Annotated in this window: 10 protein-coding genes, 1 tRNA gene and 1 pseudogene; 6 read left to right on the forward strand and 6 right to left on the reverse strand. The window is 67.7% G+C overall.

The genetic code is table 11. The features are described from left to right. Positions 1-91 precede the first annotated feature (91 nt). The 3 genes from BG61_RS37030 to BG61_RS37040 all read right to left on the reverse strand — a co-directional run bounded on the left by BG61_RS37030 (position 92) and on the right by BG61_RS37040 (position 2,706). A complete protein-coding gene (locus BG61_RS37030; protein ID WP_174479763.1) occupies positions 92-1,297 on the reverse strand; it encodes an MFS transporter in 1,206 nt (401 codons plus the stop codon). Between the two features lie 184 nt (positions 1,298-1,481). Next, the gene (locus BG61_RS37035) at positions 1,482-2,294 is read right to left on the reverse strand and encodes a phosphodiesterase (RefSeq protein WP_035936242.1); all 813 of its coding nucleotides are present in this window, start codon (positions 2,292-2,294) and stop codon (positions 1,482-1,484) included. Between the two features lie 67 nt (positions 2,295-2,361). After that, positions 2,362-2,706 (reverse strand): hypothetical protein, encoded by a 345-nt coding sequence (locus tag BG61_RS37040; protein ID WP_035936417.1) that lies wholly within the window; start codon positions 2,704-2,706, stop codon positions 2,362-2,364. 394 nt (positions 2,707-3,100) lie between these two features. On the opposite strand from BG61_RS37040, the gene BG61_RS37045 reads away from it, so the two are divergent. From BG61_RS37045 to BG61_RS37055, 3 genes are all read left to right on the forward strand, one after another. Then, positions 3,101-3,373 (forward strand): hypothetical protein, encoded by a 273-nt coding sequence (locus tag BG61_RS37045; RefSeq protein ID WP_035936240.1) that lies wholly within the window; start codon positions 3,101-3,103, stop codon positions 3,371-3,373. 121 nt (positions 3,374-3,494) lie between these two features. After that, positions 3,495-3,707, forward strand: a complete 213-nt coding sequence (locus tag BG61_RS37050; protein WP_035936238.1) for a hypothetical protein — start codon at positions 3,495-3,497, stop codon at positions 3,705-3,707. 169 nt (positions 3,708-3,876) lie between these two features. Next, positions 3,877-4,161 carry a hypothetical protein gene (locus BG61_RS37055; RefSeq protein WP_129572218.1) on the forward strand — a complete coding sequence of 95 codons (285 nt, stop codon included), beginning with the start codon at positions 3,877-3,879 and terminating at the stop codon, positions 4,159-4,161. A 70-nt stretch (positions 4,162-4,231) separates the two neighbouring features. Here the strand turns inward: BG61_RS37055 and BG61_RS37060 are convergent. Then, a tRNA-Leu gene (locus BG61_RS37060) sits at positions 4,232-4,316 on the reverse strand. 283 nt (positions 4,317-4,599) lie between these two features. Here BG61_RS37060 and BG61_RS37065 point away from each other — a divergent pair. Both BG61_RS37065 and BG61_RS37070 read left to right on the forward strand, forming a co-directional pair. Then, positions 4,600-5,184, forward strand: a complete 585-nt coding sequence (locus tag BG61_RS37065; RefSeq protein WP_035936233.1) for a TMEM175 family protein — start codon at positions 4,600-4,602, stop codon at positions 5,182-5,184. A gap of 97 nt (positions 5,185-5,281) precedes the next feature. Then, the gene (locus tag BG61_RS37070) at positions 5,282-5,746 is read left to right on the forward strand and encodes a metallophosphoesterase family protein (RefSeq protein WP_035936224.1); all 465 of its coding nucleotides are present in this window, start codon (positions 5,282-5,284) and stop codon (positions 5,744-5,746) included. Between the two features lie 146 nt (positions 5,747-5,892). On the opposite strand, the gene BG61_RS37075 is transcribed toward BG61_RS37070, so the two are convergent. Both BG61_RS37075 and argA read right to left on the reverse strand, forming a co-directional pair. Further along, positions 5,893-6,165: an oxidative damage protection protein gene (locus BG61_RS37075; protein ID WP_035936222.1), complete on the reverse strand. Its 273-nt coding sequence runs from the start codon at positions 6,163-6,165 to the stop codon at positions 5,893-5,895. Positions 6,166-6,306: 141 nt separating this feature from the next. Beyond that, positions 6,307-7,689 (reverse strand): amino-acid N-acetyltransferase, encoded by a 1,383-nt coding sequence (gene argA / locus BG61_RS37080; protein ID WP_035936219.1) that lies wholly within the window; start codon positions 7,687-7,689, stop codon positions 6,307-6,309. A gap of 22 nt (positions 7,690-7,711) precedes the next feature. Between argA and BG61_RS39620 the strand changes: the two are divergent. Next, positions 7,712-8,742 (forward strand): annotated as a pseudogene (locus BG61_RS39620) (hypothetical protein); the annotation flags it as partial.

Raw genomic sequence — 8,742 nt, forward strand, 5'->3', positions numbered from 1 at the left:
TGCAAAGAAAGTGACTGCCGCCCCGCAAAGGGGCAAAGCGCCATGAAAACCCTCAGCACGTGAAACTGCTCAAAAACCGGAGCCTGAACGGTCATTCAGCCTGAGAGGCAATTTCGACCCGCCCACGCCAGTGGCTGAATCCGGCGAGCCCGGTCGCCGCGAGCCCCGCGAGGCACACGCCGGTCCACCCGAGCGCATGCCACGCGAATGACGCCACCGCCGACCCCACCGCGCCGCCGATGAAATACGCGACCATGTACACGGTGTTCACGCGGCTGCGCGCGTCGGGCTTGAGCGCGTAGATGCGCGACTGGTTCGAGATCTGCGCGGCCTGCACGCCGATGTCGAGAACGATCACGCCGATCACGAGCCCCGCGATGCTGCGCCCCGACAGCGCGAAGATCACGAATGACACGGCGACGAGCGCAATCGAAAGCGAGATCACCGCACGCGGTCCGCGCTTGTCGGCCGATTTGCCGGCGAGCGGCGCGGCAAGCGCGCCGGCCGCGCCCACGATGCCGAACAGGCCCGCGGCCTGCGGCCCCATGTGGAACGGCTCGCCGGCGAGCAGCAGCGTGAGCACCGACCAGAAGATGCTGAACGCCGCGAACATCGCGCCGCCTGTGAGCGACGACTCGCGCAGACCGGGATTTTCGAGCACCAGATGCCACATCGAGCCGAGCAGCTTGCCGTACGCCAGCGTCGAGGTCGGGCGGCTTTTCGGCAGGCGTGTGATGACCACGACGGCAAGCACGATCGTCGCGACCACCGACGCCCCGAACACGGCCCGCCAGCCGAAATACTGGCCGACGAAACCCGAAACCGTGCGCGCGAGCAGGATGCCGAGCAAGAGCCCGCTCATCACGGTGCCGACCGCATGGCCGCGCTGTGCGGCCGGTGCGAGCTCCGCCGCGAACGGCACGGCCTGCTGCGCGATGGTCGCCACCACGCCGATCGCGAGGCTCGCCGCGATCAGCACGGACAGCGTGGGCGCCGCCGTCGCCGCGATGAGCGCGACGCCGAGCGCGGCGAGCTGCAGCAGGATCAGGAGGCGCCGGTCGAACCGGTCGCCGAGCGGCGCGAGAAAGAACATGCCGAACGCGTAGCCGAGCTGCGTTGCAGCGGGCACCGCGCCGATGAGCCACGCGTTCGCGGGGAACGACGCGCGGAAGTCGTCGAGCAGCGGCTGGTTGAAGTAGATGTTCGCAACCGAGACGCCCGCGATCGTCGCGAGGAGCCACAGCGTGGCGCGCGAGTAGTGCGGGTGGCGGTCGGATGCTGACGGGGACAGGGACATGGCAATGTGCGTTTCGTTTTGGCGGTGCGCCGGCCGGGCGGATTCGTTCGCGGTCTCGCTCGTTGAGTCGATCACTGAATTGCTCACGGAGTCGCTCACTGAGTCAATCGCTGAGCGAAACGCGCAGTGACCGGAGAGCCGATCCGATCGGCGGGCGGCAGCCGCCGATCATACTGGAGACGCCCTATGTCTGCTCGGCGAAGCGCCGCGGGCCGCCGCCCTCTTCGACGCTCGCGTAGTGTGTGACGACTCCCGTGGCAGGCTCGTGAAAATGCAGCGCGAAGCCGGGCGGCTCCATGATGTACGCGGGCGGGGCGTCGGCGCGCAGGTCGAGCGCGATCTGATGCGCCGTCGAAGGCGCGCACCACGCGATCGTTCCGCCGAAACGCGCCACGATCGGCCGGTGCACATGGCCGCAGATCACGCGTTCCACGTTCGGATGCTGGCGAAGGAGCGCGTCGAGCCGGGCGCTGTCGGCGGGATCGAGCCGCAGGTCGTCCATGAAGCGGATGCCCGTCAGGAAGGGCGGGTGATGCAGCGCGATCACGACGGGCCGGCCGCGCGACGCGTCGAGTGCTTCCGTGAGCCACGCGAGGCGCGCATCGCAGAGCCGGCCGCTGCCCGCGCCCGGATTGAGGGTGTCGAGGACGATGACGCGCAGGCGTCCGGCGTCGAATGCGTACTGGATGAACTCGCCGCTCGCCGACAGTTCGGGACGGTCGTCGAAGACTGCGCGCAGGGCGGCGCGGCCGTCGTGATTGCCGGCCATCAGATGCCACGGCATGGCAAGCGGGGCGAGCAGCGCCCGCAGGTGGCGGTATTCCTCGACCCCGCCGCCGTCGACGAGGTCGCCGGTGATGAGCAGCGCGTCCGGGCGCGGCGCGACGCGGTTCAGCGCGGCGACGCCACGCGCGAGAAAGGCGGCCGTGTCGATGCCGCCGCCGACGAGCGCGCCGGGCGCCGTGATGTGCGGATCACTGATTTGAGCAAGCAGCATGGCGATGTCTCCGGCGCGGCACGGCGCGCCTCACCAGCTTACCCCGACTGCGCGCTCGCCGCGGCGCCTACTCATCCTCGGCCGGCGGCTTCGGCACGAGCGCCGCCGGCGCGAGCCACCGGAAGCCAGTCAGCGTGTCGGCGGCGAACGTGCATTCCGCCGCGGCGCCCGTGACGGTTTTCTTGGTCGCCGGCGGCTTGGGCGGCGTGGCAATGTCGCCCCGCACGACGACCCGCGCGCCGTGATAGGCCGCCCCCGATGCCGTCAGCGTGAGCGGCGCGCTCGTGGCATTCGGGTATTCGGCGCGCATCTTGTCCTTGCATACGTCCACGTTCCTGTAGGTCGACGTGCAGCCGGCAAGGAGCGCGAGCGAGAGCGAGAACCAAACGAAAAGGCTGGTGCGAATGTTCATCTGTGCTTCGAGTCGGTGCGCGACGGGCGGCGTCGGGCACATTGAGCGGGACGGGACGCGGCACGGCGCCCGAGCGGATGATTGCTGCGGCGCCGATGCGCCGTTCCATACGATGGATGCGCGTGACTTGCGCCTTCGCGCACCTGACGGGCATGCCACATGGCGTGGGCGGGGTTCAAGCGCGGAGCCGTCGGCGAAGCGCGAAGCCGTCAGGCGGCGGATTTTAAGTCCGATTCGATGCGATGTAAATAAATCGGGGGCGGCCGCCTGCCGTCGCCGATGCGGGCTTCGCGCCTTGCAGGCCTGGGTGGTACGGGCCGGCGTGCGCGCGTCTTCGCCGATGCTTCATGCTACGCTTGCCCGACGGAACCGGCAGAGCGCAAGGGAGACGGCAATGCAAAAGGACATTGAAGTAGGCGACTACCTTCTGGCGATGAACACCGAAGAGAAGTGCGATCCCGCCGACGCCGAGAGCGTCGTCGGTTTCAACGTCCGCGTGATCGTGACGCGTCTCGACCGGCAGCCGGTTCACGGCTCGATGCTCACCGAGGACTCCGGCGAGCTCACGGGCGGGCATGGGCCGTTCCCCACCGTGGCGGATGCCATTGCGCATGGCGAAGCCTGGGGCAGACATTTTGTCTCGCGAATACTGGGCGGGGCGGTCTAGGCGACTCACCGGCCTCTCCGAATCGGGGGCATGCGTCCCTGCGCAGTGGGGGTGCTCGCGCGCGCACGTCGTGCATACACTCTCGACACCGACTGAACATGCCGGGTCGCGGAGGTCCCATATGACACCTGTTGCGCTCTACATCACCCCTCATTACATCGCTTCTGTCCGCACGGGCAGGGGCCGCGCCTGTTTCGAAGGAACCGTGCGGTTTGTCGGCGTGGAGGCGCTGCCGTTCAATATCGAGCACGTGTGCCTGCTCGATCGCGATACCGCCATCGAAGCGCTCTTCGATGCCGTGAGAGACGCCGAACGCCTGCTCAATGCCGTCTGAGTGCGAAGGCGGCCACCCGGGCCGCCTTCGAAGAAGCGTTCGGGCGCGCCGTCTCTGGTCGTGATGCAACGCGCCTTCGTTGTTGCGATCGCGCGACATGCGAAGGCGCCGCCATTGCCAGGGTCCGTCGTTGTTCCCACAATCGACGCAACCCAGCCGCGACCGGTCCATGAGAAGAATGATCGTCCTGTCGTGCGCCGTGCTGGTTTGCGGCTGCACGAGCGTTTCCCCCATTGATGAACTCGGCCATGGACGCTACTCCGTGAGCGGGAAGACGCGCAATCCGTTCGTCACGTGGGGGCACGTGCTGAGGACCACGTCGGAGAGCGCAGAGCGCTTCTGCTCCGAACGCGACAAGCAGATGCATCAGATCCAGATGGACGTGACCGGGGTAAGGGGCTGGAACACGCGCGCGGCGCTCCTCAGGTTCGAATGCGATCCGCGCTGGAGATAGCGTCTGCGTGGATGACGGCAAGGCGCGGCGATACATGGGCGATCGTGTCCGGGCCGTATGCGAAACATGCTGGTGCCGGGGACCGGACTCGAACCGGCAAGCCGTTAGGCGGCGGATTTTAAGTCCGCTATGTTTACCAATTTCATCACCCCGGCAGGGCGGACGCGATTCTACCATTTCGGCGCGCGGCGCCCCTCGGTACAAGGCTTGGCGCGCTACCGCGCGTCTCTCGTGCCTGCCGCGCCGCAGCCGATAAATCCGGCGTCCGATGTTTCGAACCCGGTCCCGCGCGACCATTCCCGCCCGTGCCGCCGAATCGACAACGCATTGTGGCTCACGCATAATCGGCGACGGGTTCCGAAGCATGCCGCCGTTCGCGCGCGCGCAGCCGTACTCGACACCGCAACCGCAATCTCCACCGAGGACCGAGGACCGACAATGGGCAAGAACCGGCTCGAGGCATTCAGCGATGGCGTGATCGCCATCATCATCACGATCATGGTGCTGGAGCTGAAGGTGCCCCACGGCGGCGACCTCGCCGCGCTCGTCCCGCTTTTCCCGGTCCTTTGCGCCTACGTGCTGAGCTTCATCTATGTCGGCATCTACTGGAACAACCACCATCATCTGATGCACGCCGTTCAGCGCGTGAACGGCTCGGTGCTGTGGGCGAACCTGCACCTGCTGTTCTGGCTGTCGCTTCTTCCGTTCACGACGAACTGGATGGGCGAGAACCAGTTGCAGCCCCTGCCGACCGCGCTCTACGGCTTCGTGCTGTTCATGGCATCGGTCGCGCATTTCATCCTGGCGCACGCGCTGACCTCGATGCACGGCGCGAACGCCATGCTCGAACGCGCGCTCGGCGCCGACCGCAAGGGCAAGCTGTCCGTCGTGCTTTATCTCGTCGCGATGGTCAGCGCCTTCTGGCAGCCATGGCTCGCGGCCGCGATCTACGCGCTCGTGGCGGTGGCGTGGCTCGTGCCGGACAGCCGCGTAGAAAATGTCGTGGCGGGCGAAGAGCACTGACAGCACGCGCGCGGTGCGAGCCGCGCCGGACGACCGGCGTGCTACGCTTGCCGAATCCTCCTCGCATCGAGTGCCAGCGCGCCGGCCGCACACCATCATGTCCTCCGCCATCCGCATCGGCCTAATTTCCGATACCCACAATCTCGTGCGTCCCGAGGCGCTCGACGCGCTGCGCGGCTGCGAGCAGATCATCCACGCAGGCGACATCTGCCGCCCGGCTGTCCTAGACCTGCTCGCCGGACTCGCGCCTGTCACCGCCGTGCGCGGCAACAACGATTCGGGCGAGCGCATCGACGTGCTGCCCGAAGCGGCGCGGCTCGACATCGGCGGGGTGGGGATACTCGTCGTTCACGATATCGCGGACGTGCCGCGGCAGCTGGACGGCATCGGCGTGGTGGTGACCGGCCATTCGCACAAGCCGCTGATCGAGCGGCGCGACGGCGTGCTCTTCGTCAACCCCGGCAGCGCGGGGCCGCGGCGCTTCAAGCTGCCCGTGACGGTGGGACTGCTTTCAATCGACGGCGGCAAGGCCGACGCCCGGATCGTGCCGCTCCTCGACTAGGCGCACGCATTTGCAATCAGACGTGAAAAAGGCCGGCGCAATCGTCTTGCGCCGGCCCTTTCTTGCCTTGCCTGGATGAGACTGGCATCGCGCGTTCGCAGGAACCCGCAGCGGTCCGCTTTTCAGTTCGCTCCCAGTCCCGCTGCTCAGTTTTGCGGCGGCACGTAGCCCGAAGCGGTGTCGGCGCCTTCGCCGAAGAAGTATTTCTCGGTCTGCTTGAGCAGATACTGGCGGGCGCGCGGATCGGCCATGTTCAGGCGGTTTTCGTTGATGAGCATGGTCTGCTGCTTGAGCCAGCCCTGCCACGCTTCCTTCGACACCGTCTCGTAAATCCGCTTGCCAAGCTCGCCCGGCAGCGGCGGAAAGTCGAGTCCCTCGGCTTCCTTGCCGAGCTTTGCGCATTGAATCATTCGGGCCATCGTGTGTTTCTCCTGTGTCGACCAGCGTCGGCGCTTTGGCGCGCTACTCTGGTCACATGGTTGTCATATCGGGTATTGGGGGCGCCGCGCGTTCGCTTGTTGCCTGATATCGAACCGTGCGGCCGTGCCGGAATGCGGTTGTCAGATCTGTTTCATCAAAACGAGCGACTTGCGCTGCCAGTTATAGAGACGGCGCCGGTCTTCGGGCAGGTCGTCCACCGTGACCTTCACGAAGCCGCGCTTGAGGAACCAGTGCTCGGTGCGCGTCGTGAGCACGAAGATGTGCGTGAGGCCGCGCGCGCGGGCGCGCTGCTCGATGCGCTTCAAGAGCCGTTCGCCGTCGCCCGAGCCTTGCGCCTCCGGCGCGACGGTCAGGCACGCCATCTCGCCGATGCGCTCCTGCGTATACGGATAGAGCGCCGCGCAGCCGAACAGCACGCCATCGTGCTCGATCACCGAGAAGTGGTCGATGTCGCGTTCGATCTGGTGACGCCCGCGCCGCACGAGCGTGCCGTCGGATTCGAGCGGCTCGATCAGCGTGAGAATGCCGCCGACGTCGTCCGGCGTCGCCTCGCGCAGGCTTTCGAGGTTCTCGTACGAGATCATCGTGCCGACGCCGTCGTGCAGGAAGAGTTCGAGCAGCACGCTGCCGTCGAGCGCGTACGGAATGATGTGCGCGCGCGCCACGCCGCCGCGGCAGGCGCGGATGGTGTGCTTGAGGTAGAACGCGGCGTCGCCCTGCAACTCGCCGCCTTCGTGCAGGCGGTAGGCGTCGTCGAGCGACATTTCGCGCACGAGTTCGCCGTTTTCGTCGACGAGCCCCGGGGTTTCCGTGAGGAAGATGATCTTGTCGGCGCGCAGGGCGATCGCGGCCGCCGACGCGACGTCTTCCATCGACAGGTTGAACGCCTCGCCCGTCGGCGAAAAGCCGAGCGGGGACAGCAGCACGAGCTTGCTGCTCGCGAGCGAGTGGCGGATCGAGTCGCCGTCGATCTTGCGCACGACGCCCGTATGCTGGAAATCGACGCCATCCAGAATGCCGACCGGGCGCGCTGTCACGAAATTGCCCGATACGACGCTGATGTGGGCGTGCGCCATCGGCGTGTTCGGCAGACCCTGGCTGATCGCGGCCTCGATGTCGAGGCGCACTTCGCCGGCGGCTTCCTTCGCGGATTCGAGCGCGCGGGCGTCGGTGATGCGCAGGCCGTGCGAAAACGCCGATTCCACGCCGTGCAGGCTCAGTTGTTCCTCGACCTGCGGCCGCGAGCCGTGCACGAGCACGACGTGGATGCCCATCGCGTGCAGAAGACCGACGTCCTGCACGAGCGCGTTGAGCCGGCCTTCCTGCACCAGCTCGCCGCCGAACGCCACGACGAAGGTCTTGTTGCGAAACGCGTGGATATAGGGCGCGACGGAGCGCATCCAGTCGACGAACTGGGCGTGCGTATCGGGCGTTTCAGGCTCGGCTGCAGGCTCGGCTGTAACCCGCGACGGCATGGAGGGGAGGTCGGTTTGAGAATTCATGCCGGGATTATAATGCGACGCTATGCCGAATGTTTCCAAACAACCCGCCGACGCGGACAAGCCCGATCCTCAGGAGCAGTTGAAGAAGCTGCGCGAAAGTCTGCTGCGTGATGCGAAGGCGCACGGGGGCGCCGCCGGCGAGGCCGGTGAAACAGGCGCGCTCAGCAAGAAGGAAGCCGCGGCGAAGCGCTTTGCGGGCGCCGCGCCGGCCTCGGGGGGCGTGGTCCGCGATACGGAGCGGGCCGCGCAGGCGGCGCGCGGCGAGCCTACCGGCGCGGCGGCGCGCGAATCGAAGGCCGCTCGTTCGCCGGGCGGCGGCGCCGATCGGCCGGTTCGGCCGGAAGGGCGGACGGGGCAGGCGCCGCGTGGTTCGGGCGTATCGGGCGTATCGGGTGTTTCGGGTGCTTCGGGTGTTTCCGGCAAGGCTTCGGCCGTCGACCGCCGCCCGCCGGCGCATGCCGCCAGCGACGGGCCGCCGGTGAAATCCGCGTCCGGCCAGACGCAGGGACCGCGCGACGGGCGAACCGGACGCCGGATCGAAGGCGCGATGCCGCAGTCTGGTGCATCCGCCGCCACGGCCGACTCTCGCGAGAGGCAGCCGGCCGACGCCGGTGGCCGTGCGCGTCCGCAAAACGATGCCCCCCGTGCGGCGCCGATAGCCGCTCCGCACGACGCGCGACGTACCAGCGAGCGTCCCTCCCGACATGATTCCCGGCCCGGTCCGCACGCGGCCGGTGCGCAGCGTGCGCGGCCAGACGAGCCGCGCGAGGACGGCCGTGCGCCCCGGCGTGATGCGCAGGAGTCGGCGCCGGACGGGGCGCAGGCCGCATTGCGCAGCGGGCGTCCGTCTGCGGACAACCGTTTACCGAGAGCCGCAAGCCGCGCGGGCGCCGTGGTGCAACCCGATTCGGCGCGCGCGCAGAAGCAGGAGTCGCAGCGCGATCGGAAGCGCGATCCGAAGGTCGGTCCAAAGGCTGATCCGACGCAGGGCACAGAAGCCGCACAACCCGCACAACCCGCACGACCCGCAGAAGCCGCACGACTCGCAGAAGC

The sequence above is a fragment of the Caballeronia glathei genome (assembly GCF_000698595.1).
In the GTDB taxonomy this organism is placed as follows: domain Bacteria; phylum Pseudomonadota; class Gammaproteobacteria; order Burkholderiales; family Burkholderiaceae; genus Caballeronia; species Caballeronia glathei.